Source organism: Pseudomonas sp. FFUP_PS_473 (assembly GCF_002858665.1).
In the GTDB taxonomy this organism is placed as follows: domain Bacteria; phylum Pseudomonadota; class Gammaproteobacteria; order Pseudomonadales; family Pseudomonadaceae; genus Aquipseudomonas; species Aquipseudomonas defluvii.
Map to the genome: position 1 here is coordinate 111,108 of NZ_PJQQ01000014.1, position 23,826 is coordinate 134,933.

A 23,826-nucleotide genomic window follows, 5' to 3' on the forward strand; every position below is an offset into this window, starting at 1 on the left:
TAGATAACTCGTTAGTCTTGGCAACAGTTCTTACAGGGAAATTCGGCAATGCAGTTGCGAAACTCATCTTCTCGCTATGGCTTGGTCAGTGTTGTCATGCACTGGGGCGTGGCATTGGCAGTGTTCGGCCTGTTCGGCCTGGGCCTATGGATGGTCGGCCTTGATTACTACAGCGCCTGGCGTCACACCGCGCCCGATCTGCACAAGAGTATCGGCTTGACTGTGTTGGCGATCATGTTGCTAAGGGTCATTTGGCGCTTTGTCAGCCCGCCACCGCCGACGTTGGCCAGTTACAGCACATTTACCCGGGTTTCTGCCAAGGCTGGCCACAGTCTCCTCTATCTGGGCCTGTTCGCTGTTCTGATCAGTGGCTACCTGATCTCCACCGCGGATGGCGTGGGCATTCCGGTATTCGGCCTGTTTGAGGTCCCTGCATTGCTCAGCAATCTGCCTGATCAGGCGGACCTTGCCGGCGAAATCCACTTCTACGTGGCATGGGGCGTGGTGATCTTTGCCGGTTTGCATGCCCTGGCGGCGTTTAAACACCACTTTATAGACCGTGACGCGACCCTTGTCCGCATGCTGGGCCGCAAAGCTTGATGTTCAACCTAACCTGCAAAAAGGATACAGACGCATGTTGAAAAAGACTTTTGCCGCACTGGCGCTTGGTACTGCACTGCTGTCGGCTGGTCAGGCCATGGCTGCTGATTACAAAATCGACAAAGAAGGCCAGCACGCTTTCGTCGACTGGAAAATCAGCCACCTTGGCTACAGTTTCATCCATGGCACCTTCAAGGACTTTGACGGTACCTTCAGCTGGGACAGCGCCAAGCCAGAAGCCAGCAAAATTGCCGTTGACCTGAAAACCGCCAGCCTCGACAGCAACCATGCCGAGCGTGACAAGCACATCCGCAGCAAGGACTTCCTCGACGTCAGCAAATTCCCTGATGCCAAGTTCGTCTCTACCAGCGTCAAGTCGACCGGTGAGAAAACCGCTGATGTCGCGGGTGACCTGACCCTGCACGGCGTGACCAAGCCGGTAGTGTTCAAGGCAACCTTCAACGGTGAAGGCAAAGACCCATGGGGCGGCGAGCGTGCTGGCTTCAATGCCACCACTACGCTGAACCTGAACGATTTCGGCATCAAGGGCCCGGGCCCAGCTTCGCAGACTCTGGACCTGGACATCTCGCTGGAAGGCGTGAAGCAGAAGTAATCGGGTTACTGCACCAACAAAAACGCCGCCCCATGGGGCGGCGTTTTTGTTGGCGTCTGAATCAGCGGTTACGCGTCAGCAGCGCCGGTTTTTCGCCACGTGGACGGCTTGGCAGTTGTTCCAACTGCTCGGCGGTCGGGAAGCGATCCACTTTGGATTCCTTGTGGATGATCTTCGGTTGCGGCTGACCTTCACGAGGGTTGCGTACGGCCGGTTCCTGGCGCGAAGACTCTTCGCGGGCAGGGCGACGGTTGCGGTTGGCACCGTCACGGCGTGGCTGGCCGTCACGGCCACCCGAGCCCGCACCGTTACGTGCACCGCCACGCTTCTCGCCGTTGGCGCCTGCATTGGCTGCACCACCGCTACGAGGGTTGTTGCTACGGCCCTGGCCACCGCGTGGCTGGGCAGCCCCGCCGTTGCTGTTGGCTGGAGCGCCTGGGCGACGGTTGCGGCCCTGGCCACCCTTGTTCTGGTAAGGGCTGACGTAGTCGGCACGGTTGCCAAAATTATCGACTTCGTCGTCCAGGAATTCTTCCGGATCGCGGTTGGCGGGCACTGGAGGAATAGCCGATTGGCCAGCGGCTTGAGCCGGGCGCGGTTTCTTGTCGCGTGGCTTGCGTTCCTGGCGTCCACCAGCGGCCTTTTCAGCGGACTTCTCGCCGGCCTTGTCCTTTTCCTTGCCTTTATCCTTACCCTTGTCCTTGCGGCCACCGCTGCCGGTGTTGGTGCCATCGGCACGCTGGCCACGGCCAGTGCGTGGGGTGTTTTGTGGACGCTCGCGGGTTTCGGGTTTCTCGGCCTCAATGGCCGAAGCATCAAAGCCCATCAGGTCGCCGTCGGCGATTTTCTGGCGGGTAACGCGTTCGATGCTCTTGAGCAGTTTCTCTTCGTCGGGTGCGACCAGCGAGATGGCCTCGCCCGAGCGACCAGCACGACCGGTACGGCCGATGCGGTGTACGTAGTCCTCTTCAACGTTCGGCAGCTCGAAGTTGACTACGTGAGGCAGTTGATCGATGTCCAGGCCGCGCGCGGCGATGTCGGTGGCAACCATGACCCGTACAGTGCCGGCCTTGAAGTCGGCCAAGGCTTTGGTGCGGGCATTCTGGCTCTTGTTGCCATGGATGGCGGCGGCGGTCAGGCCGTGCTTCTCCAGGTACTCGGCCAGGCGGTTGGCGCCATGCTTGGTGCGGGTGAAGACCAGTACCTGTTCCCAGGCGCCGACGGTGATCAAGTGGGCCAGCAGCGCACGCTTGTGGCCGGCCGGCAGGCGATAGACCCGCTGCTCGATCCGCTCGACGGTAGTGTTCGGTGGGGTGACCTCGATACGCTCCGGGTTGTGCAGGAGCTTGTCGGCGAGGTCGGTGATGTCTTTGGAGAAGGTGGCCGAGAACAGCAGGTTCTGGCGCTTGGCCGGCAAACGGGCCAGGACCTTCTTCACATCGTGGATGAAGCCCATGTCGAGCATGCGGTCGGCTTCGTCCAACACCAGGGTTTCGACGTGCGACAGGTCGACGCTGCCTTGACCGGCGAGGTCCAGCAGGCGGCCAGGGCAGGCCACCAGTACATCGACACCGCGGGCCATGGCTTGCACCTGCGGGTTCATGCCAACACCACCGAAGATGCACGCGCTGATGAAATTCAGGTCACGGGCATAGGTTTTGAAGCTGTCGTGTACCTGTGCGGCCAGTTCACGGGTTGGCGTCAGCACCAGAACACGTGGTTGGCGCGGGCCGTGACGCTGGGATTTGTCGGGGTGGCCGCCGGGAAACAGGCGTTCAAGGATTGGCAGTGCGAAACCGCCGGTTTTGCCAGTACCTGTCTGCGCCGCCACCATCAGGTCGCGACCTTGCAACACGGCGGGAATCGCCCGCTGTTGCACCGGAGTGGGCTGGGTATAGCCCGCAGCCTCGATAGCGCGGACTAGAGCCTCGGAGAGACCGAGGGAAGCAAAGGACATGAGAAATCCTGTTCTAGTGGGGGCTGAGCCCATTGGGATGATCTTGCCTGGCGCGACGGGCATCTGCAGATGCTATCGCGTCCGGTCCTGCTTGGCCTTCAATGTGCATCCGGGAGCGGCGAGCGGGTGTCTAAACGCGCGGTTCTACCGGTCAGGATGGCTGTTTCAAGGTCGAGCGTCCGGGCGTAAGCCTGGCGGGAATGCCCGAGTATAACAGAGCATTCAGTGAGTGCTGCGTTCCTGCTGCTCAACGGCGGGCTGATTTTTTATTGCGGCACTGTCATAACGGGCTGACAGCGCGGCATAGGCAGGCTCCTTCTTGAAGCGCCGTAGCTCAGCCGCGAAGCGTTGCGCCAGAAGGTCCATGCCGACATTTCGACGTACGGCGAGGTACTGATGCTGTTGGCTGACGACCAAGGGCAGCTCACCGACCTCCTGCTCCAGGCCCAGGGTGGCAATCAGGTAGCGGCCGACCCGACGATCAGTGATCAGCAGGTCAATACGGCCAAGTTGCAGTTTGCCGAAGTTGGCCTCGTGGCTGGGGGCGGGCTCGCGGTTGAACGCGGTTGACTCCGTGAAGGTCGGGTCGTAGGTGTAGCCGGGCGAAGTGCCGACAGTAAGCCCCTTGAGGTCGTCCAGGCTGTTCACCACGTGCGGGCGAGCCTTGGCATAGAACAGCGCGAACTCTACGGTCGACAGCGGTTCGCTGGGGTAAAACAGCAGGCTGTCACGCTGACGGGTCTGGAAAATATCCAGCACGCCGTCTGCCTGCCCCTGTTCCAGCATGTTCAGGCAGCGCTTCCAGGGCAGGAACTGCCACTCCACCTCGACACCCAGGCGCCTGAAGACTTCGGCCGTCACCTCGTAGTCGATCCCCTTGATCTCCTCTCCTTCCTGGTAGGCATAGGGTGGCCAAGGGTCGGTAACAATACGCAGCTTTTCGCCCAGGGCGAAAGTGCTCAGGCAAGCTAGAAACAGCGCTGTCAGTAGACGGGCGAAATCGAACATGTCGGCAGAGTACGACGACCGGTTCAGGATGACCAGTGGTGACTGCGTCTGGATTCAGTCCTGCAGCTTCAGCAGCAGGTGCTGTTGAACGCTTGGGTGCTGTTTGCCCAGTGCCAGACGCAGCGCCGGTTGCTGCAGCCAGCGCTTCAACTGTTCGCGGGTCAATGCTCGGCCAAGGCGCGCCTGGACGTTCTCCAGGGCCTTGTCCCACCAGGCTGAACCGCAGGCGCGGTCGAACTCGTTGGGGTAGGCATAGCAGCCATACAGCAGTTCACGGAGGAACTGGCGTTGCTGTTCGGGCAGTGCGAGGCTCACGGTCTTGTACAGCATGCGTTGCAGTGCGGGTGGCCGTGGCAGCTTTGCGTTGACATGCGGTATGTCGGCCATGGCTTCAGGGCTGAGTGGTGCGTCGCCGTGCTTGCGCAGCCATGCCTGGATCTTGGCCCTGAACAGTTGCTTGCGGCTCCAATAGTGATGGATCAGGTCAGGGCATTCGTTGACCTTCATTGAGCGGTAAGCCGCCACTGCCAGGCAGAACTCTTCCAGCGTATAGGCGCCTTTGGCCTGCAGGTAGAACTCATCCATGTAGGCGATCGAGCGATCAAGCAGTGCTGCGTCGCTGCAGTGCAAGCCCATCACCCCTGAGTTCAGCAGCGGCATCTGGTCGTCTGCCAGATCGCGGCTGCGCAGTACCGTGGCGAGTGCCTCATACAGTGGCGCTTTGGGGTCATCGCCGTAGTGGCCGCCTATGGCATTACACAGCAAGGTACCCGGTGCTATGCGTCGAAACAGTTCAATCGGAGAGCGATGGAAGAACGTATCGGTGTCGATCAGCAGCGCCAGTTCATGCTGCTCCAGCACCTGACGCAGCACGACGTGTTTGCTGCGGAAATGATAACCATGGGGCTGGTTCCACTGCGTGCGGGTTTCTGCATCCAGTGTGTGGACCGTAACGGGCAGGTGACGGTATGGCTCAGGGTCATCACTGAAAACCTGTATATCAATAGCTTCGCCAGGTGTCTTGCGCAGATTGGTCAAGGCGCTGGCAATACTGAACTGGGCTTCCTGGTGGTATGTGGGGGCACCGAACACCAGGTAAACCAGTTGCGGTCGTTGAGAAGCTAGAGACATAGGCAGGGTGACAGTCCAATAGTCCAATAGAGAAAAGCACAAAGGTGCCCTAGCCTAGGCTAGAGCACCTTCAAGTTCAAATAATCGCGAGCGTGCAGTGCACTGGAAAGCGGCGCGAACGCCGCTTCGGTCAGCGTGGCAGCTTGAGGTTGTTCCAGATTGCCAGGCTTGGTTCGGCCTGGTTCAGGGTGTAGAAGTGCAGGCCCGGTGCGCCGCCTTGCAGCAGTTGCTCGCACATGCGGGTAATCACTTCTTCGCCGAAGGCCTGGATGCTCTTCGCGTCGTCGCCATAGGCTTCCAGCTGCTTGCGGATCCAGCGTGGAATCTCGGCGCCGCAGGCGTCGGAGAAGCGTGCCAGCTTGCTGTAGTTGGTGATTGGCATGATGCCCGGCACTACAGGGATATCGACGCCCAGTTGTTGCACGCGCTCGACGAAGTAGAAGTAGCTGTCGGCGTTGAAGAAGTACTGGGTGATGGCGCTGTCCGCACCCGCCTGGACCTTGCGTGCAAAGTTGGCGAGGTCGTCCTCGAAGTTGCGCGCTTGCGGGTGCATTTCAGGGTAAGCAGCGACTTCGATGTGGAAGTGATCGCCACTTTCCTTGCGAATGAACTCAACCAGGTCATTGGCGTGACGCAACTCGCCGCTGGCCATGCCCATGCCGGACGGCAGGTCGCCGCGCAGGGCAACGATGCGCTTGATGCCCGCAGCCTTGTACTGGGCGAGCAGGGTGCGCAGGTCGTTGGTGCTGTCGCCAACGCATGACAAGTGCGGGGCGGCAGGGACTTTTACTTCGCTCTCCAGCTGCAGCACGGTGTTGAGCGTGCGGTCGCGGGTCGAGCCACCGGCACCGTAGGTGCAGGAGAAAAAGTCGGGGTTGTAGGTAGCCAACTGACGGGCAGTGGCGAGCAGTTTTTCATGTCCAGCATCGGTCTTGGTCGGGAAGAACTCGAAGCTGTAGCGACGTTCCTGAGACATGGCGAAATCCTGGTAAACCGATCAAGCAAGCCGCCCAAACGGTGCGGCTCAAGAAAAAGCCGGTGACGCTTGAGAGCGGCACCGGCTTTGGCCCATCAGTAGCGATAGGCGTGTGGCTTGAACGGACCTTCGACGGACACGCCGATGTACTCGGCCTGCTGCTGGGTCAGTTGAGTGACCACACCGCCGAAGCCGCGGACCATTTCCAGGGCGACTTCTTCGTCGAGTTTCTTCGGCAGCACTTCAACGGTCAGGCGCTCGGCTTTCTCGGCTGGCGACAGGTTGGCGAACTGCTGTTGGAACAGGAAGATCTGGGCCAGGACCTGGTTGGCGAACGAACCGTCCATGATGCGGCTTGGGTGACCGGTGGCGTTGCCCAGGTTTACCAGGCGGCCTTCGGCCAGCAGGATCAGGTAGTCGTCGTTCTGTGGGTCGAAGTCGCCGTGGCCGGTGCGGTGTACCTTGTGCACCTGCGGCTTGACCTCTTCCCATGCCCAGTTCTTGCGCATGAACGCGGTATCGATTTCGTTATCGAAGTGGCCGATGTTGCACACCACGGCGCGCTTCTTCAGGGCCTTGAGCATGTTGGCGTCGCAGACGTTGACGTTACCGGTGGTGGTAACGATCAGGTCGATCTTGCCCAGCAGGTCGCTGTCGATGCAGGCTTCGGTGCCGGTGTTGATGCCGCCCTTGAATGGCGAAACCAGTTCGAAACCGTCCATGCAGGCTTGCATGGCGCAGATCGGGTCGACTTCGGTGACCTTGACGATCATGCCTTCCTGACGCAGGGACTGGGCCGAACCCTTGCCCACGTCACCGTAGCCGATGACCAGGGCTTGCTTGCCCGACAGCAGGTGGTCGGTGCCGCGCTTGATCGCATCGTTCAGGCTGTGACGGCAGCCGTACTTGTTGTCGTTCTTGCTCTTGGTGACCGAGTCGTTGACGTTGATGGCCGGGACTTTCAGTTCGCCCTTGGCCAGCATGTCGAGCAGGCGGTGTACGCCGGTGGTGGTTTCTTCGGTCACACCGTGGATTTTTTCCAGCATGGCCGGGTATTTCTTGTGCAGGATTTCGGTCAGGTCACCACCGTCGTCCAGCACCATGTTGGCGTCCCATGGCTGACCGTCCTTGAGGATGGTCTGCTCGATGCACCACTCGTACTCTTCTTCAGTCTCGCCTTTCCAGGCGAATACAGGGATGCCGGCAGCAGCGATGGCAGCGGCAGCCTGATCCTGAGTGGAGAAAATGTTGCAGGACGACCAGCGTACCTCGGCACCCAGGGCAACCAGGGTTTCGATCAGCACGGCAGTCTGAATGGTCATGTGGATGCAGCCGAGAATCTTGGCACCTTTGAGCGGTTGCTCTTCCAGGTACTTGCGGCGCAGGCCCATCAGTGCAGGCATTTCCGATTCGGCGATGATTACCTCGCGGCGGCCCCAGGCGGCCAGGGAGATGTCAGCAACTTTAAAATCGGTAAAACCTGCAGGCGTGTTTACAGCGCTCATTGAGAGCCTCCATTCGTAAGGTGCGAATGGGCGCCGTTGTGCGTTTTAGTGTCTGCAGGCAAGCCTTGCAGGACAACGCCCCATCCGAGCCTGACAGGATAAACCTGCTGCAGCGCCCCTCGGATGGGTGGCGGGAACGGTATCAAGTGCAGATGACCGTTATGAAACGATGGCGATTATAGCCATGCCGAGGCTCCTACCCAAGGCTTTCTGTCGATTAATCGAGACCATAGTCGAGGTTAAATGGAGCCGGTGCGCTGGCTCTGCCATGATTAGCGGCATCGATTGGTAAGCAAGGTCAGGAGTACAGATGAATTTCCACACTCGCAAATGGGTAAAGCCTGAAGATCTCAACCCTAACGGCACCCTGTTCGGCGGCAGCCTGCTGCGCTGGATCGACGAGGAAGCGGCGATCTACGCTATCGTCCAGTTGGGCAACCAGCGTGTGGTGACCAAGTACATGTCGGAGATCAACTTCGTCAGTGCTTCGCGCCAGGGCGACATCATCGAGCTGGGTATCACCGCGACCGAGTTTGGCCGCACCTCCATTACCCTCAAGTGTGAAGTGCGCAACAAGATTACCCGCAAGAGCATCCTCACCGTCGACAAGATGGTCTTCGTCAACCTTGGTGAGGACGGCTTGCCGGCACCGCACGGGCGCACCGAAATCAAGTACATGAAGGATCAGTTCGACACCGAGGTCAAATAAGCATTCATGCTGGCGGCTCGACCGTAAGGCCTCAGGAGGGCTGCGTGTAGCGGCTTTCCAGGCTGTCGAGCAGCGAATCGATGATGCCTTTGGCCATTTCCACTGAATGCAGGGTCGATTGGGCAAAACCACGGCCCGGCTCCTTGCAATACTCAACCATGAGCGGGCCGGTCTGGCTGGCGCACTTCAGGTACAGCGAGGCATGCACCAGTGCGTCCTCGACACTGATGCCCGGCCGCACCGCAAAGAGCTGAGGGTGCCCGGCATCGCACAGGCCGAATGGTTTCTCGGTGGTTTTGAGTTCGTGGAATTCGGGTGGATCGGGAACGATTTTTTTCATTACGTAGCTCCGTGATGAATGAAGCCGCCACGTAATGGTCGCCAAACGCATAGGGTGGCAGCTGTACGCAGGTTGGCGAACCGGAACACGGAGCAACCCGGCAGGGCCTGAGCCCTCCCGCGCACAGCTGCCATAAAGATGAGGCAGAGTTGCTCCACGATGCCGGGTCGCCAAACCCGATCGCTGATGTGTCAGCGACCTATCGAGCCTAGTGGCGAGTTTCCCCGGGAGCAATCATCCCTGAAACGACAGAATTCGTAGGATATGTCCTAGGACCACCCAGCAGCCAGAGTGCCCTGTCACGGCGGCGCATTTTCGGCGCTTTCCTACAACAAAATGAACTGCAACCCTGTAGGCGCTGGCTTGCCTGCGATACAAACACCGCGAACTTGCTGGTACCGCGCCGACGTCATCGCGGGCAAGCCCGGCTCCTACAAGATGAGCGGCAGCCCTGTAGGAGCTGGCTTGCCTGCGATACAAGCGCCGCGAACTCACTGGCACCACGCCGACGTCATCGCGGGCAAGCCCGGCTCCTACACGATGAGTGGCAGCCCTGTTGGAGCTGGCTTGCCTGCGATACAAACACCGCGAACTTGCTGGTACCGCGCCGACGCCATCGCGGGCAAGCCCGGCTCCTACACGCTGAGCAGCAGCCCTGTTGGAGCTGGCTTGCCTGCGATAGAAACACCGCGAACTTGCTGGTACCGCGCCGACGTCATCGCGGGCAAGCCCGGCTCCTACATGATGAGCGGCAGCCCTGTTGGCGCTGGCTTGCCTGCGAAGTTATTGGAACTTGTCGTGGCTTGCACATCAGTGCCTCACCAAGAAGCGGTTAGTATGGTGGGCAGATGGCCAGTGATGGCTTTTCCAAGACCTGCCAAGGAACTGATACGTGCTGGCAACGACTCTGGTACTGCTTGCGGCGGTGCTCCATGCAACCTGGAATACCCTGATCAAGTTCAGTGGCGAGCGCCTGTTGGTGATCGCCAGTATGGATGCGGTGGCATTGCTGTTTGCGCTGGTCATGGTGGCCTTCGTGCAGGTGCCGCCGGTTGAGGTCTGGCCCTGGATGTTGGCCTCGGCACTGTTCGAGTTGCTTTACCGTTTTCTGTTGATTCAAGCCTACCGGGTGGGCGACCTCGGGCTGGTCTATCCGCTGATGCGTGGTTTGTCGCCCTTGGTGGTGCTGGCGCTCACCCTGACCTTTGCTGGCGAGTCGCTGAGCACCCAGCAGATCATTGGCATTCTGCTGATCCCGTGCGGCATGGCCTGCCTGCTCTGGCAGGGTGGCGGCGGTGACCGTCTGCCGTGGTCGATGCTGCCGGTGGTTGCCTTGATCGGCCTGTGCATCGGTTGCTACACCTGGCTGGACGGTACGGCGATCAAGTTGTGGTCGCAGCCGCTGGACTATCTGGTCTGGCTGACCCTGATCAGTGCCTGGCCTTTCCCGGTGCTGGCCGCCGTGGCCCGCCGTGCGCCCTACGTATTGTTCTGGCGAGAGCAATGGCGGCTCGGCCTGGCCGTTGGGTTCTGTGTGTTGTTCAGCTATGCCTTGGTGCTTTGGGCCATGCAATTGGGTTCGGTGGCAGAGGCGGCGGCTTTGCGAGAGGTCAGTGTGATTCTGGTGGTGCTGTTTGGCATGCGCTACCTGAAAGAACCTTTTGGCGGGCCTAGGCTCTTAGCTTGTGCGCTGGTGTTGATCGGCATGCTGATCATGAAACTCTGACCCGAGAAACCAAAAAGGACCCTGCCATGACCGTAGCTTTCTGGTGTGTACTGATCGCGCTGTTCCTGCCTTATCTGTGTACCGGTGTGGCGAAGTTCGGCGGTGGTCGTTTCGGCTTGCGCGAGAATCACGACCCGCGCGCGTTTCTCGATACGCTCGAAGGGTTCGCCCGGCGCGCCCATGCCGCGCAGTTGAACAGCTTTGAGGTGACACCGGCGTTCGCCGCGGCAGTGATCATTGCCGATGTCGTCGGTAACGCAGAGCAGGTGACGCAGGACGTGCTGGCGGTGATGTTCATCACCAGCCGTCTGCTCTACATCATCTGCTACCTGGCGGACTGGGCGCTGTTGCGCTCGTTGGTCTGGGCGCTAGGCATGGGTGTGATTGCCGCGTTTTTCGTCGTATCGGCCTGATCGACCCTCAGGCCTGAGGCACGTCTGGCAATGCCGCACCCTTTGGCCAGAGCAACCAGATCTGGCCTTGTTGCTTCATGTCACCGGCCAGTTTGCCGGCTTCGCTGCCGGTACCCCAGAACAGGTCTGCACGGACCTCACCGGTGATCGCGCCACCGGTATCCTGCGCCGCGACCGGGCGCACTACCGGCGCGCCGTCCGGGCGCGTGGTCGACAGCCACAACAGGCTGCCCAGCGGGATTACCTTGCGGTCGATGGCCACGCTATAGCCGGCAGTCAGGGGGACGTTGAGTGAGCCGCGCGGGCCTTCGTTGCTGTCCGGGCGGGCGCTGAAGAACACATAGCTTGGGTTGCTTGCGAGCAGTTCCGGTACCCGCGTCGGGTTGGCCTCGGCCCAGCTATGAATAGTGCCCATGGTCACCTCTTCTTTTTTCAACTGGCCCTGTTCGACCAGCCAGCGACCCACAGGGCGATAGGGGTGGCCGTTCTGGTCGGCGTAGCCGATGCGCAACTGGCGACCATCGTCCAGCTGAATACGGCCTGAACCCTGAATTTGCAGGAATTGCAGATCCATCGGATCGGTCAGCCATGCCAACACGGGGGCGTTCACGCCTTGGCGACGGATGGTGTCGGCGGTGTCGTAGGGTTTCAGGGTGCGGCCTTCCAGGCGCCCGCGCAGGCGTTTGCCCTTGAGTTCCGGGTAGACGCTGTCGAGCGCGACGACCACCAGGTCATCAGGTACGCCGTAGACCGGGACGCCGGCGTGGTCGGTGCGTGTCAGGCTGCCGGGGTAGACCGGCTCGTAATAGCCGGTGATCAGGCCGTTGGCGCTGTTTTCGGCCGAGCGCAGGCTGAACACGTCCAGACGGGTCTGAAGAAAGGTACGAACCGCACCGGGTTCTGCCGCGATGTTTGCGGCAGCGTTGCAGGTGCCAGCCCAGGTGGCATCGCTCTTGAGCCGTTCGCAGGCGCTGCGCCAGGCGTTGAAGCCCGCCAGCAGGTCGCTGTCGCTTACCTGGGGCAGGTCTTTCCAGGTGGCACTGGTGTAGGTGGCTATTGCGTGCGTTTTGGGTTTTTCCGGGTTGCCGCCATTGCAACCGGCCAGCAGGGCCAGTACGGGTAGCAGCCAGTTCAGGCGGCTGAAAGTCATCTTCATGGGTGTCGATTTCCTGAGGTTGCCGCGTGCTGGGCAGCACGTGCAGCCCCTAGTGTTGATAAGGGTATTGGTCTTTGGGGGCCGTGCGAGGATACTGGCAGCCTTTTTTGTGAGCCGAAGCGATCATGATGTTCAAACGACTCTGTGTAGTACTGCTGGCCTGCATGACCCTGACCGCCTGTGGCGGTGTCGATCCGAATTCGCCGCTGGGCCAGCGCAAGGCGATCTTCAAGCAGATGCTCAAGACCAGCGAAGACCTGGGCGGCATGTTGCGTGGGCGGCTGGCGTTCGACAGCCAGAAATTTGCCGACGGCGCGCTGAAGCTTGATGGCCTGACGCACGAACCGTGGAAGCATTTTCCACAGGTGCGCGAGGAAAAGGACTCCAGTGCGCGTGAGGACGTCTGGCAGAAGCAGGCGCGCTTCCAGGAGCTTGCCCGGCAGATGGAGGCCGCCACCGGTGAACTGGTCGCGGTTACCCGTCATCAGCCGCTGACGCCTGCAGAGCTGGCGGCACCGATGCAAAAGGTTGAGCAGGCCTGCAAGGCATGCCATACCGAGTTTCGCAATCACTGATCAGTTGAGCGCAAGCACTGCATCGCTGACCGGTCGGCGATGCAGGTGACGCCGGCATGCACCGCGGTCACTTTTCCAGTTCATCCAGCGCGTGCTGCAACTCCTTGCGCGACTCTGCCAGTTTGTCCTTGCGCTTGTTGATGCGCTCCGCGTCGCCTTTTTTCATGGCTTTTTCAAGGTCATTCTGGCGCTGGGCGACCTCGTGTCGAGCCTCCAGGACCTTTTTCTCTCGTTCCTTGCGCAGGCCGGTATCGGTGCAGTTGGCTGTCACTTCGCTCAGGGCCTTTTCCAGGCCGGCCTGTTGTTCGCTGTTGCCGTGGGCGCGAGCCTGCTCTATCTGTTCGCTGATCGCCTGGCGTTTGGCTGCGCAGCCTGTCAGGCCGGGTTGCTCTTCAGCGGCCAGCAGCGGTGCAGCCATGAAGCTACAGGCCGCGAACAGGGCAAGAGGTGAAAGCAGTTTCATAGGGGCTCCATAGGGGGCGGGACAGCAGAAGCGTTGATGCTGCCCTGAACCGAGAAATTTAGAAACCCTCGATTGCATGCTGGCGCAGTTGATCGGCCAGCATTTGCAGTTCAGGTGCCTGGAAGAATGCGCTCAGTTGGGCTGCTCGTCTGGGGCCGATACCCGCTTCCTGTTGCCAGCGCGCAGTGTCGCGTTGTGCCAGCTCCAGCCAGTTGTCACCCAGGTCGAGGTGGCTGGGCGCGGGTATGCCCAGGGCGCGGATCCAGCGGGAAAACGGCTGCTGGCGAGCCTGTGCGAAGTTTTGTTGCAAGTGTTTGCTGCTGCGTTCGCCCAGCCCCGGTATGTGTTGCAGTTGGCTGTCGGGCAGGGCCAGCCAATCAACCAGGTGGGTGACATGGCTGCTGTCGGTCAGCCGCTCCCAGGTGCCTTGGCCAACGCCGGTCAGGTTCAGCCCTTGCTTGCCGCTTAGCCAGTTCAGTCGGGACAGGAACTGCGCCCGGCAGCCGGGTGTCGGTTGCCAGCAACTGAGCGGATGGTAGGCCGCAGGGTCGGGTACTTGAAGTGGCTGGCGTTGTGGGTTGCGGTGCACCACCGCATCAAGCCTCGGTATGGTCAGGCCGGCCAGGCTGATGGCAACCTGGTCACCGGGCCGGATGTCCAGTTGCTGCCAGCGCTGCAGGGAGCCAACGCTCACCTGACGTATCGTTCGGTCGTCCAGTTGCACCGGAGCGACCTGAATGATCGGGTTGATGCGCCCGGTACGACCGATGCCGAACTGCACGTCGCGCACCTCCGCCAGCGCCTGTGCAAGCGGGTACTTCCATGCGGCTGTCCAGTGCGGAGGGTGGGCTTGCCAGCGTTCGGGCGGCGGGTGGCTGCCCTGGCGCAGCACCACGCCATCGCTGGCGAAGGGCAGCGGGGTGCGATACCAGTGCTCGCGCCAGTGCGCGGCTTGGCTGGCGCTGCTGATCGGCTGGCTGTACTCGCCGATCAGGGGGAAACCCAGTTCGGTCAGGCGCGCCAGGCGTTTGGCTGGATCCTGTGGGCCTGCTGGCCAGCCCCAGGCGAACAGACCGATGCGCGCACCGTCCGCATTACTGAGTTGCTTGCGGGCCAGGCGCCCGGCGACATCGGCTCGGGCATTCAGGCTGCCGCTATGGGCTTGCACATGGTTGTCCAGTTGCCAGTAAAGCTCGCCCTGGAGCAGCAGGTCGACGGGCTCCGGCAGTGTTTGGTTCACAGCGCTGAGTACGGGGATGTGCCGGCTCCAGTCGTGCCCGTGGGTGCCGTCGCCGCGACTGATGAGGTGTACCAGTCGGCCTTGGCGGTAGATAAGTGTGGCTGCAACGCCATCGACTTTGGGCTGCACCCATACATCGTCCTTTGCCATAAGCCAGGTACGCACGGCGGATTCATCGGGCAACTTGTGCAGTCCTGTGTGTGGGACCGGATGCGCGATGGGGCCGCTTGCACTGCTCAGCGGGTTGGCGGCCGGTGTGTCGAGGGCAAAGCAGCGCTGCCACTGCTGCAGTCGTGCACGGCTCTGGTCATACAGTTCGTCAGCGACCTCTGACCGGCCTTGGCCATGGTACTGCTCGTCCCAGGTGGTGAGGCGGCGTTGCAGGTGCTCTATCGCTTGGCGAGCATCGGGTTGCGACCACTCGGGGCAGGTGCTGGCCTCAAGGGTGCCGCTACTGAGCAGCATCAGCAGAAAGGAAAACAGTAGTGCAGGCATGGCGAGCATCCTTGCTCGGCGGGAGGAATACAAAGCCTAGGAAAGTTGCAGCGGCCAATGCGCTTGAAGTTGTCAGTACATGTGTATCCGTGGTGCACAAAAAAGCCCCTGCCGGTTACCCGGCAGGGGCTTTGGGGTGACGCAGGGTACTTACAGACCGGCAGCGGCGCGCAGGGCGTCGGCGCGGTCAGTGCGCTCCCAGGTGAAGGTGGTGAAGGTGTCGTCACCGACTGTCTTCAGCTGCGGAGTACGGCCGAAGTGACCGTAGGCTGCAGTTTCCTGGTACATCGGGTGCAGCAGGTCGAGCATGGTGGTGATTGCGTAAGGACGCAGGTCGAAATGCTCGCGAACCAGTTGGATGATCTTGTCATCGCTGATTTTGCCGGTGCCGAAGGTGTTCAGCGAGATCGACGTCGGCTGAGCAACGCCAATCGCGTAGGAAACCTGAATTTCGCAGCGATCGGCCAGGCCTGCGGCGACGATGTTCTTGGCCACGTAGCGGCCGGCGTAGGCGGCGGAACGGTCAACCTTGGATGGGTCTTTACCGGAGAATGCGCCACCACCGTGACGGGCCATGCCGCCGTAGGTGTCGACGATGATCTTGCGACCGGTCAGGCCGCAGTCGCCTACCGGGCCGCCGATGATGAAGCTACCGGTCGGGTTGATGTGGTACTGGGTGCCTTTGTGCAGCAGTTCGGCAGGCAGGGAGTGCTTGACGATCAGCTCCATCACAGCTTCCTGCAGGTCCTTGTGGGAGACTTCAGGGTTGTGCTGGGTGGACAGGACGACGGCGTCGATACCGACGACCTTGCCGTCTTCGTAACGGCAGGTGACCTGCGACTTGGCATCCGGACGCAGCCATGGCAGCAGGCCGGATTTGCGGGCTTCGGCCTGGCGCTGGACCAGACGGTGAGAGAAGCAGATCGGTGCTGGCATCAGCACGTCGGTTTCGTTGCTGGCGTAGCCGAACATCAGGCCCTGGTCGCCCGCGCCCTGGTCTTCCGGCTTGCTGCGGTCAACGCCCTGGGCGATGTCCACGGACTGTTTGCCGATGATGTTCATCACAGCGCAGGTGGCGCCGTCGAAGCCGACGTCGGAGCTGTTGTAGCCGATGTCGATGATGACTTTACGAACGATTTCTTCGAGGTCGACCCAGGCCGATGTGGTGACTTCGCCAGCAATGATCGCTACGCCGGTTTTCACCATGGTTTCGCAAGCGACACGGGCGTATTTGTCCTGGGCGATGATTGCGTCCAGTACGGCGTCCGAAATCTGGTCGGCGATTTTGTCCGGATGCCCTTCAGACACAGACTCGGACGTGAAAAGGGAGTATTCGCTCATCTCGACGGGTTCCTAAATATTTACCGATGGTGAGTGTCGCCAGTCGGTCGCTGAAAATGGCGGACCTGAATCTGGAAACCATTACGTAAGCCCACATAGAGGCTGTCCCCGGGAGCCAGTCCCGCAGCATTGGCCCAGCGGGCCAGGTCGTCCTGCTCAAAGCCTAGCCAGAGATCACCGCAGGCCTCTCTGGCCCAACTCTGGTCGTGGCTGCACAACTCTGTAACCAACAGGCTGCCGCCTGGTTTGACACGGGTGGCCAGTTGCCGCAGGGCATCGGCCGGAGCACTGAAGTGGTGCAAGACCATGTTCAGCACCACGCAGTCGGCGTCGACATCCGTTGCACTGAGTGCATCGGCCAACTGCAGGTTTACGTTAGCCAGACGCTCGCGTTGGCACACCTGACGCGCCAGTTCGAGCATGGTCGGGCTGTTGTCCAGGGCGGTTACCTGCTCGAAACGCTTGGCCAGTTCGGGTAGGAACTCGCCATCGCCCGGGCCGACTTCAAGCGCGCTGGCGCCGGGGGCGAAGCTTAGCTTGTCGAGCAGGCTCAGCAGGCTCTCGCGGTATTGTGCGAGGCCGGCGATCAGGTCCTGCTGGGCACGAAACTTTTCTTCTACGCGCTGGAAAAAATCCTGGCTGGTGGCCGCGCGGCGTTGTTGCACGAGTGCCATCCGTGCCTGCACCTCGGCCGGCAACGACAGGCTGTCCACTTCTTCCAGCAGCGCTGCGTGCAGCTTGCCACCCAGGCGAAGGCTGTCGGGCAGGGCGCGGCGGTAGAAGATGGCATTGCCTTCACGGCGTGTGGCGACCAGTGTGGCTTGAGCCAGTACCTTCAAGTGGTGGCTCATGCCGGACTGGCCGATCGCGAAGATCTGCGCCAGTTCCAGTACCCCAAACGAATCGTTGGCCAGTGCACGCAACACATTCAGGCGCAGCGGATCGCCGCCGGCCTTGCACAGGGCCGCCAGCTCGTCGCTTTGCTCATGGCGGACTGACGGCACGCGTAGGTTCATGGGGCGGCAGTCTAGTCAGCGACCTCCGCTGTCGCAAGCGCAATATCAAAAAGTTTTGATATTGCGCGATGAGTGGGCTGTGCAAAGGCATGTCCGGCGACAAATTCGGCTGTTTGACCGGGCGATTCGCCAAAACCAACCTCAATCACAGGAAAATCACCCGACAGCGACCATCCGTCATTGCCCCCGAGCCTGTGACTGGGCGAAAATGGCCGCCTTTTTCTGTCCCGTTACTTATTCAAGCCCCCAGGAGATAAGCGATGCCCAGCCGTCGTGAGCGTGCCAACGCCATTCGTGCCCTCAGCATGGATGCCGTGCAAAAGGCCAACAGCGGCCACCCAGGTGCCCCTATGGGCATGGCGGATATCGCCGAAGTTCTTTGGCGTGACTACCTGAAGCACAACCCGAGCAACCCGGCTTTTGCCGACCGCGACCGCTTCGTGCTGTCGAACGGCCACGGTTCGATGCTGATTTACTCGCTGCTGCACCTGACCGGCTACGACCTGTCGATCGACGACCTGAAGAACTTCCGTCAGTTGCACAGCCGTACCCCGGGCCACCCGGAGTATGGATACACCCCAGGTGTCGAGACCACCACCGGCCCGCTCGGTCAGGGCCTGGCCAACGCCGTGGGCTTCGCCATTGCCGAGAAGGTGCTGGGCGCCCAGTTCAACCGTGAAGGCCACAACGTCGTCGACCACCACACCTACGTTTTCCTGGGTGATGGCTGCATGATGGAAGGTATTTCCCATGAAGTCGCTTCCCTGGCCGGCACCCTGGGCCTGGGCAAGTTGATTGCCTTCTACGATGACAACGGCATCTCCATCGATGGTGAAGTCGAAGGCTGGTTCACGGATGACACGCCGAAGCGTTTCGAAGCCTACAACTGGCAGGTGATCCGCAACGTCAACGGTCACGATGCCGACGAGATCAAGACCGCCATCGAGACCGCTCGCAAGAGTGATAAGCCAACCCTGATCTGCTGCAAGACCATCATTGGTTTCGGTTCGCCGAACAAGCAGGGCAAGGAAGACTGTCACGGTGCTCCACTGGGTAACGACGAAATCGCCCTGGCGCGCAAAGAGCTGAACTGGAACCACGGTCCATTCGAAATCCCGGCCGACATCTACGCCGAATGGGACGCCAAGGAAGCCGGCAAGGCTGTTGAGGCCGAATGGAGTGCTCGTTTTGACGCCTATGCCGCAGCCTTCCCTGAGCTGGCCAGCGAACTGAAACGTCGCCTGAGCGGTGAACTGCCGGCCGATTTCTCGGAAAAAGCCGCTGCCTACATCGCCGACGTTGCGGCCAAGGGCGAAACCATCGCCAGCCGCAAGGCCAGCCAGAACGCACTGAATGCCTTCGGCCCGTTGCTGCCTGAATTCCTTGGCGGTTCGGCTGACCTGGCCGGCTCCAACCTGACCCTGTGGAAAGGCTGCAAGGGTGTCAGCGCTGAAGACGCCAGCGGTAACTACATGTTCTACGGCGTACGTGAGTTCGGCATGAGCGCCATCATGAACGGCGTGGCCCTGCACGGTGGTTTCGTGCCGTACGGCGCGACCTTCCTGATCTTCATGGAATACGCCCGCAACGCTGTGCGCATGTCGGCGCTGATGAAGAAGCGTGTGCTGTATGTGTTCACCCACGACTCCATCGGCCTGGGCGAAGACGGCCCGACCCACCAGCCAATCGAGCAACTGGCCAGCCTGCGCTGCACGCCGAACCTGGACACCTGGCGCCCGGCCGATGCGGTCGAGTCGGCGGTGGCCTGGAAGTTCGCCGTTGAGCGTAACGACGGCCCGTCGGCACTGATCTTCTCGCGTCAGAACCTGCCACACCAGCCACGCGATGCGGCTCAAGTGGCGGATATCGCGCGTGGCGGTTATGTGCTCAAGGACAGCGTTGGCGAGCCAGAGCTGATCCTGATCGCCACCGGCTCGGAAGTGGGCCTGGCCGTTCAGGCCTACGACAAACTGACCGAGCAAGGCCGTAAGGTCCGTGTGGTATCGATGCCTTGCACCACCGTGTTCGACGCCCAGGACGCTGGCTACAAGCAAGCCGTTCTGCCAGTCGAAGTTGGCGCACGTATCGCCATTGAAGCTGCTCACGCGGACTTCTGGTACAAGTACGTGGGCCTGGAAGGTCGCATCATCGGTATGACCACCTTCGGCGAGTCGGCCCCTGCGCCAGCCCTGTTCGAAGAATTCGGCTTCACCCTGGAGAACATCCTGGGCACCGCCGAAGAGCTGCTGGAAGACTGATCGCGTTGCCCTGTGGGGGCTGGTGTCGGCGTTTCGCCGGCAAACCAGCGCCCACAGGGGCATCGAGATTCCTGTGGGCGCTGGCGTGCCAGCGATTGAACGCACCGCGTTTTCCACAGGCTGCAGAATAACGCTTCTGTTCCGTGAGCATTCTATGTCCCAACCGCGCCCTTATAGAGTTGCACTCAACGGCTATGGCCGTATTGGTCGTTGTGTCTTGCGTGCTTTGTTCGAGCGCGGGTCGAAGGCCGGTTTCGAGATCGTCGCCTTGAACGATCTGGCTGATCAGGCCAGCCTCGAGTACCTCACGCGCTTTGACTCCACCCATGGACGTTTCCCCGGTGAGGTGAAGGTCGACGGCGATTGCCTGCACATCAACGGCGACTGCGTGAAAGTACTGCGCAGTGCAACCCCGGAAGGTATCGACTGGGCTGCACTGGATATCGATCTGGTGCTGGAGTGCTCCGGTGCCTATAACACCCGCGCCGATGGCCAACGGTTTCTGGATGCCGGTGCGCCACGTGTGCTGTTTTCCCAGCCGATGGCGAGCGAGGCAGATGTCGACGCCACCATCGTCTATGGCATCAACCAGGGCTGCCTGATCGGGCATGAGCGTCTGGTCTCGAACGCATCCTGTACCACCAACTGCGGTGTGCCGCTGTTACGGGTGCTGGATGAGGCCTTTGGCCTTGAGTATGTGTCGATCACGACCATTCACTCGGCGATGAACGATCAGCCCGTCATTGATGCCTATCATCACGAAGACCTGCGCCGCACGCGTTCGGCCTTCCAGTCCGTGATTCCGGTTTCCACGGGCCTGGCGCGAGGTATCGAGCGCCTGTTGCCGGAACTTGCCGGTCGAATCCAGGCCAAAGCGGTACGGGTGCCGACGGTGAACGTTTCGTGCCTGGATATCACCCTGCAGACCTCGCGCGACACTGATGCCGCGCAGGTCAATCAGGTACTCCGTGAAGCAGCCTTGAGTGGCCCGCTGCACGGCCTGCTGGCCTACACTGAATTGCCGCATGCCAGCTGCGACTTTAACCATGACCCGCATTCGGCCATTGTCGATGCCAGCCAGACCCGTGTTTCCGGCCCCCGGCTGGTGAACCTGTTGGCCTGGTTCGACAACGAATGGGGTTTCGCCAACCGTATGCTCGACGTCGCCGGTCATTACCTGCGTGTCGCCGACCCCACTTGCACCACTCGCAAACAGCCCTGAAGGACTGCATTCATGACCGTTTTGAAGATGACCGACCTCGATCTGCACGGTAAGCGCGTACTGATCCGCGAAGACCTCAACGTTCCTGTCAAGGACGGTGTGGTTGCCAGCGATGCGCGTATCCTTGCTTCGCTGCCGACCATCAAGCTGGCCTTGGAAAAGGGTGCGGCCGTGATGGTTTGCTCTCACCTGGGGCGTCCGAGCGAAGGCGAGTTTTCCGCCGAAAACAGCCTTAAGCCGGTTGCCGACTACCTCAGCAAGGCGCTGGGTCGCGATGTACCGCTGATCGCCGATTACCTCGATGGCGTTGAGGTCAAGGCTGGTGACGTTGTGCTGTTCGAGAACGTGCGCTTCAACAAGGGTGAGAAGAAGAACGCCGATGAACTGGCCCAGAAGTACGCCGCCCTGTGCGACGTCTTCGTCATGGATGCGTTCGGTACTGCTCACCGCGCCGAGGGTTCGACCCACGGCGTTGCCAAGTTCGCCAAGGTCGCGGCGGCGGGCCCTCTGCTGGCCGCTGAGCTGGACGCGCTGGGCAAGGCGCTGGGCGCCCCGGCCAAGCCAATGGCAGCCATCGTTGCCGGCTCCAAGGTTTCCACCAAGCTGGACGTACTGAACAGCCTGAGCCAGATCTGCGATCAACTGATCGTCGGTGGTGGCATCGCCAACACCTTCCTGGCGGCAGCGGGCTACAAGGTCGGCAAGTCGCTGTACGAACCTGATCTGGTTGAAACCGCCAAAGCCATTGCGGCCAAGGTCAGCGTGCCGCTGCCGGTGGATGTGGTGGTTGCCAAGGAATTTGCCGAAAGCGCTGCTGCCACCGTCAAGGCCGTTGCTGACGTTGCCGATGACGACATGATCCTCGATATCGGGCCGAAAACCGCCGAGCACTTTGCCGAGCTGCTGAAGTCCTCCAAGACCATTCTCTGGAACGGTCCGGTTGGCGTCTTCGAGTTCGACCAGTTCGGTAATGGCACCAAGGTACTGGCGCACGCCATCGCCCAGAGCGAAGCGTTCTCCATTGCCGGTGGTGGCGACACCCTGGCCGCTATCGACAAGTATGGTGTTGGTGCTGATATCTCCTACATTTCTACTGGCGGTGGTGCCTTCCTCGAATTCGTCGAGGGCAAGGTCTTGCCGGCGGTCGACATGCTGGAACAACGGGCCAAGGCCTGAATCGTTCAGTGCCTGGCAAAGGGAGCAGCCTGATGGTCAAACTATTGCCTGTGGTGATCCTGGCGGCAGTGCTGAGTGGCTGCTCCAGCACGGCCGCGCCTGAGGCGAACCAGGCGGGTGTGTCGAAGGGCGGCTGCTACCAGTCTGAATGGCAGGCCGAAACCGCGCCGGTCATCAGTAAAAGGCTTGGCCCGGATGGCCTGGAAAAGTATGACGACGAGCATCAGCGTCAGGCGCATGGTTGCCCTTGAGTGATTCAGTGATTCAATGCAACCCGCTGACCGTGTTGTGGTCTTAGAGGACATGTGATGAAACGCGTTCTGGCCCTGATGGGCTTGGCGACACTGGCAGGCTGCGTGAGCAATCCTCAGCCGGTTGCGGGTAACTGGACACGCTGGGTGTGCGACAGTCAGGCAGAAGTGTTCTGGCGCTTTGCCGATAGCCACCAGCAGTCCATGGATGTTCGACTGGGCGGCGGCGACCGGGTCTATCGGCTCAAGCCTGAGCCGGGGGCTTCCGGAGCGCTGTACAGCGATGGCGTATTGGCCTTCCACACCCAAGGTAACGAAGGCCAGGTGTACTGGGTAGCAACCAACGATTTGATAGGACGGGGCTGCAAGGCACCGTGACTGGCCGGGCCAGCGTGCGCTGGTCCACACTACTTGAATAGCAGCCGCCGCTACGGCAGGCTTGCACGATTAACGACCCTCGTCGGGAGAGACACATAACATGGCACTCATTAGCATGCGCCAGATGCTGGACCACGCCGCTGAATTTGGCTACGGCGTTCCAGCTTTCAACGTCAACAACCTTGAGCAAATGCGCGCCATCATGGAAGCGGCCGACAAGACCGACTCTCCGGTGATCGTCCAGGCCTCGGCCGGTGCCCGTAAATACGCTGGCGCCCCATTCCTGCGTCACCTGATCCTGGCCGCAATCGAAGAATTCCCGCATATCCCGGTGTGCATGCACCAGGACCACGGCACCAGCCCGGATGTCTGCCAGCGTTCGATTCAGCTGGGTTTCAGCTCGGTCATGATGGACGGCTCGCTGGGTGAAGACGGCAAGACGCCAACCGACTACGAGTACAACGTTCGCGTTACTCAGCAGACCGTGGCCTTGGCTCACGCCTGTGGCGTTTCCGTAGAAGGTGAGCTGGGCTGCCTGGGCTCGCTGGAAACCGGTATGGCCGGCGAAGAAGACGGCATTGGTGCAGAAGGCGTGCTGGATCACAGCCAGATGCTGACCGACCCTGAAGAAGCGGCAGACTTCGTCAAGAAGACTCAGGTCGATGCCCTGGCCATTGCCATCGGCACCAGCCACGGCGCGTACAAGTTCACCAAGCCGCCAACCGGTGACATCCTGGCAATCGAGCGTATCAAGGAAATCCACAAGCGCATTCCTAACACCCACCTGGTGATGCACGGTTCTTCTTCGGTTCCGCAAGAGTGGCTGGCGATCATCAACCAGTACGGCGGTGAGATCAAAGAGACCTACGGCGTACCGGTTGAAGAAATCGTCGAAGGCATCAAGTACGGCGTGCGCAAGGTCAACATCGACACTGACTTGCGTCTGGCCTCTACCGGTGCGATGCGCCGTCACATGGCGATGAACCCAAGCGAGTTCGACCCACGCAAGTTCTTCGCCGAAACCGTCAAGGCCATGCGTGACGTCTGCATCGCCCGCTACGAAGCCTTCGGTACTGCCGGTAATGCCTCGAAGATCAAGCCGATCTCCCTGGAAGGCATGTTCCAGCGTTATGCCAAAGGTGAGCTGGCTGCCAAGGTCAACTAAGCCCGGTAACCCGGAAAACCCGCAGCGATGCGGGTTTTTTGTTGTGCGCCAGGCATGGCGCGTTGCGCGTTAGCGCAACCCGTTTGGCTGTGGTGGCTGAATGGGTGACTTG

At 60.8% G+C, this 23,826-nt stretch carries 23 protein-coding genes and 1 riboswitch; of the genes, 12 read left to right on the forward strand and 11 right to left on the reverse strand.

The window, feature by feature from the left end; all coding sequences use genetic code 11:
* The first annotated feature begins 48 nt into the window (after positions 1–48).
* Together CYD26_RS12015 and CYD26_RS12020 are read left to right on the forward strand one after the other, a co-directional pair.
* Positions 49–600, forward strand: coding sequence for a cytochrome b (locus tag CYD26_RS12015; protein WP_102052698.1), 552 nt, complete (start codon positions 49–51; stop codon positions 598–600).
* 34 nt (positions 601–634) lie between these two features.
* Positions 635–1,213 carry a YceI family protein gene (locus CYD26_RS12020; protein WP_099773375.1) on the forward strand — a complete coding sequence of 193 codons (579 nt, stop codon included), beginning with the start codon at positions 635–637 and terminating at the stop codon, positions 1,211–1,213.
* Positions 1,214–1,274: 61 nt separating this feature from the next.
* Here CYD26_RS12020 and CYD26_RS12025 read toward each other — a convergent pair whose 3' ends face one another.
* From CYD26_RS12025 to ahcY, 5 genes are all read right to left on the reverse strand, one after another.
* Entirely contained in the window at positions 1,275–3,170 is a 1,896-nt protein-coding gene (locus CYD26_RS12025) for a DEAD/DEAH box helicase (protein ID WP_102052699.1), read from the reverse strand.
* Between the two features lie 222 nt (positions 3,171–3,392).
* A complete protein-coding gene (locus CYD26_RS12030) occupies positions 3,393–4,178 on the reverse strand; it encodes an ABC transporter substrate-binding protein (RefSeq protein ID WP_102052700.1) in 786 nt (261 codons plus the stop codon).
* Between the two features lie 54 nt (positions 4,179–4,232).
* Positions 4,233–5,309 carry a hypothetical protein gene (locus CYD26_RS12035; protein ID WP_102052701.1) on the reverse strand — a complete coding sequence of 359 codons (1,077 nt, stop codon included), beginning with the start codon at positions 5,307–5,309 and terminating at the stop codon, positions 4,233–4,235.
* 130 nt (positions 5,310–5,439) lie between these two features.
* Positions 5,440–6,285: a methylenetetrahydrofolate reductase [NAD(P)H] gene (metF, locus tag CYD26_RS12040; protein ID WP_099773379.1), complete on the reverse strand. Its 846-nt coding sequence runs from the start codon at positions 6,283–6,285 to the stop codon at positions 5,440–5,442.
* A gap of 95 nt (positions 6,286–6,380) precedes the next feature.
* Positions 6,381–7,790, reverse strand: a complete 1,410-nt coding sequence (ahcY, locus tag CYD26_RS12045; RefSeq protein WP_102052702.1) for an adenosylhomocysteinase — start codon at positions 7,788–7,790, stop codon at positions 6,381–6,383.
* Between the two features lie 21 nt (positions 7,791–7,811).
* Positions 7,812–7,917: riboswitch (S-adenosyl-L-homocysteine riboswitch) on the reverse strand.
* 183 nt (positions 7,918–8,100) lie between these two features.
* On the opposite strand from ahcY, the gene CYD26_RS12050 reads away from it, so the two are divergent.
* A complete protein-coding gene (locus CYD26_RS12050; RefSeq protein WP_065761755.1) occupies positions 8,101–8,499 on the forward strand; it encodes an acyl-CoA thioesterase in 399 nt (132 codons plus the stop codon).
* Between the two features lie 31 nt (positions 8,500–8,530).
* Here CYD26_RS12050 and CYD26_RS12055 read toward each other — a convergent pair whose 3' ends face one another.
* Positions 8,531–8,839 carry a DUF3077 domain-containing protein gene (locus CYD26_RS12055; protein ID WP_099773380.1) on the reverse strand — a complete coding sequence of 103 codons (309 nt, stop codon included), beginning with the start codon at positions 8,837–8,839 and terminating at the stop codon, positions 8,531–8,533.
* 892 nt (positions 8,840–9,731) lie between these two features.
* On the opposite strand from CYD26_RS12055, the gene CYD26_RS12060 reads away from it, so the two are divergent.
* Positions 9,732–10,565: an EamA family transporter gene (locus CYD26_RS12060; protein ID WP_065760273.1), complete on the forward strand. Its 834-nt coding sequence runs from the start codon at positions 9,732–9,734 to the stop codon at positions 10,563–10,565.
* Positions 10,566–10,591: 26 nt separating this feature from the next.
* Entirely contained in the window at positions 10,592–10,978 is a 387-nt protein-coding gene (locus CYD26_RS12065) for an MAPEG family protein (RefSeq protein ID WP_065760274.1), read from the forward strand.
* 7 nt (positions 10,979–10,985) lie between these two features.
* Here CYD26_RS12065 and CYD26_RS12070 read toward each other — a convergent pair whose 3' ends face one another.
* Entirely contained in the window at positions 10,986–12,134 is a 1,149-nt protein-coding gene (locus tag CYD26_RS12070) for a murein transglycosylase A (RefSeq protein WP_102052703.1), read from the reverse strand.
* Between the two features lie 125 nt (positions 12,135–12,259).
* Here CYD26_RS12070 and CYD26_RS12075 point away from each other — a divergent pair, with 125 nt between their 5' ends.
* Positions 12,260–12,709 (forward strand): cytochrome c, encoded by a 450-nt coding sequence (locus tag CYD26_RS12075; RefSeq protein WP_102052704.1) that lies wholly within the window; start codon positions 12,260–12,262, stop codon positions 12,707–12,709.
* A gap of 67 nt (positions 12,710–12,776) precedes the next feature.
* On the opposite strand, the gene CYD26_RS12080 is transcribed toward CYD26_RS12075, so the two are convergent.
* The 4 genes from CYD26_RS12080 to CYD26_RS12095 all read right to left on the reverse strand — a co-directional run bounded on the left by CYD26_RS12080 (position 12,777) and on the right by CYD26_RS12095 (position 17,264).
* Entirely contained in the window at positions 12,777–13,172 is a 396-nt protein-coding gene (locus tag CYD26_RS12080) for a DUF1090 domain-containing protein (protein WP_102052705.1), read from the reverse strand.
* Positions 13,173–13,230: 58 nt separating this feature from the next.
* Positions 13,231–14,907, reverse strand: a complete 1,677-nt coding sequence (gene ligB, locus CYD26_RS12085; RefSeq protein ID WP_102052706.1) for an NAD-dependent DNA ligase LigB — start codon at positions 14,905–14,907, stop codon at positions 13,231–13,233.
* A gap of 150 nt (positions 14,908–15,057) precedes the next feature.
* Positions 15,058–16,248 carry a methionine adenosyltransferase gene (gene metK / locus CYD26_RS12090; RefSeq protein ID WP_065760279.1) on the reverse strand — a complete coding sequence of 397 codons (1,191 nt, stop codon included), beginning with the start codon at positions 16,246–16,248 and terminating at the stop codon, positions 15,058–15,060.
* Positions 16,249–16,268: 20 nt separating this feature from the next.
* Positions 16,269–17,264, reverse strand: coding sequence for a metalloregulator ArsR/SmtB family transcription factor (locus tag CYD26_RS12095; RefSeq protein WP_065760280.1), 996 nt, complete (start codon positions 17,262–17,264; stop codon positions 16,269–16,271).
* 260 nt (positions 17,265–17,524) lie between these two features.
* Here CYD26_RS12095 and tkt point away from each other — a divergent pair, with 260 nt between their 5' ends.
* The 6 genes from tkt to fba all read left to right on the forward strand — a co-directional run bounded on the left by tkt (position 17,525) and on the right by fba (position 23,714).
* Entirely contained in the window at positions 17,525–19,522 is a 1,998-nt protein-coding gene (gene tkt, locus CYD26_RS12100; RefSeq protein WP_065760281.1) for a transketolase, read from the forward strand.
* Between the two features lie 154 nt (positions 19,523–19,676).
* Complete coding sequence (gene epd / locus CYD26_RS12105; protein ID WP_065760282.1) at positions 19,677–20,744, forward strand: erythrose-4-phosphate dehydrogenase; 1,068 nt, start codon at positions 19,677–19,679, stop codon at positions 20,742–20,744.
* A 12-nt stretch (positions 20,745–20,756) separates the two neighbouring features.
* Positions 20,757–21,920, forward strand: a complete 1,164-nt coding sequence (locus tag CYD26_RS12110) for a phosphoglycerate kinase (RefSeq protein WP_065760283.1) — start codon at positions 20,757–20,759, stop codon at positions 21,918–21,920.
* 32 nt (positions 21,921–21,952) lie between these two features.
* Positions 21,953–22,171 carry a hypothetical protein gene (locus CYD26_RS12115; RefSeq protein ID WP_065760284.1) on the forward strand — a complete coding sequence of 73 codons (219 nt, stop codon included), beginning with the start codon at positions 21,953–21,955 and terminating at the stop codon, positions 22,169–22,171.
* A 57-nt stretch (positions 22,172–22,228) separates the two neighbouring features.
* Entirely contained in the window at positions 22,229–22,549 is a 321-nt protein-coding gene (locus tag CYD26_RS12120; RefSeq protein ID WP_102052707.1) for an MliC family protein, read from the forward strand.
* A gap of 100 nt (positions 22,550–22,649) precedes the next feature.
* Entirely contained in the window at positions 22,650–23,714 is a 1,065-nt protein-coding gene (fba, locus tag CYD26_RS12125) for a class II fructose-bisphosphate aldolase (protein ID WP_065760286.1), read from the forward strand.
* Positions 23,715–23,826: the final 112 nt, after the last annotated feature.